This is a genomic window from Pseudoalteromonas sp. MTN2-4 (genome assembly GCF_042848605.1).
Taxonomy (GTDB): domain Bacteria; phylum Pseudomonadota; class Gammaproteobacteria; order Enterobacterales; family Alteromonadaceae; genus Pseudoalteromonas.
In genome coordinates this window covers 1-827 of record NZ_BTGK01000048.1, presented here as the reverse complement: position 1 = coordinate 827, position 827 = coordinate 1, and the positions used below count along the sequence as shown (strand labels likewise).

Genomic DNA, 827 nt, shown 5'->3' with positions numbered 1-827 from the left:
GCGTTATACCCCTAAAGGAGTTTAGATGTTACGCACAATATTAATAACCCTTATTGTTGTACTATCAGGGTGTGCTAGTACACAAAATGAAAAATTAGCTTCGAAAAGAATTGGGGTGTTAACACTTGAATCACACAACAATCAATTCTGCTACCTCTACAAAGGCGTGACAGTTTTCAACAATGAGTCGGAAAGTGAGGAACTTAGCCCTAGCTTTTCTGACAGTTACAACACATCCGTGGCTAAGGGCATAACAAAGTCGGGGAATTTGTCAGTATCCCTAGGCAAATTACCTGCCCATAAAATCTCAAGTTATTTTGAACGTAAAGAATGGGATCATTCAGTCACCCTTACTCAGGAAGGTCGCAAGTATATTGAGAGCCTGCTTGAAACAAACCAAGTTGATTATATTCTTTTACCTTGGTTGTATGATTTAGACCGTTGTATGGTAAGCGTTGAAGTTGGTTACTCTGATTTAGAATATGCGCTCGATTCTAATGTTCAACTTCATCTCCTGAACGCTTACAATTTCCAGCATATGCAGTCTAGGCAAGTAAACTCTATTAATTCAATGAGGCCAATCTACTTACCTAAAGACAAGGCAGCTCCCACAGCTACTGATAAGGCTAAATTATCAGAGAAGCTTTTCATTGAGCTTGAAGATGATGTTTTTAGGCTCTTAGAAGGTGATTGCTGCTATTCAAAAAGAAATGATCTGCCGTAACGGGGTATAACAAGTGCCTAAACCAAAGGACGCAAAACAGCAGGCTTGCGCTCCTTCGTCGCTAATTTTAGCCTGCTATTTCTCGCCGGTTAGGCAAGCGTTA

The 827-nt window shown here is 40.3% G+C and carries 1 protein-coding gene; it reads left to right on the top strand.

Annotated features, from left to right (window positions below; all coding sequences use genetic code 11):
• Positions 1–25 precede the first annotated feature (25 nt).
• Entirely contained in the window at positions 26–724 is a 699-nt protein-coding gene (locus tag ACGHEH_RS21655) for a hypothetical protein (RefSeq protein WP_390449841.1), read from the top strand.
• Positions 725–827: the final 103 nt, after the last annotated feature.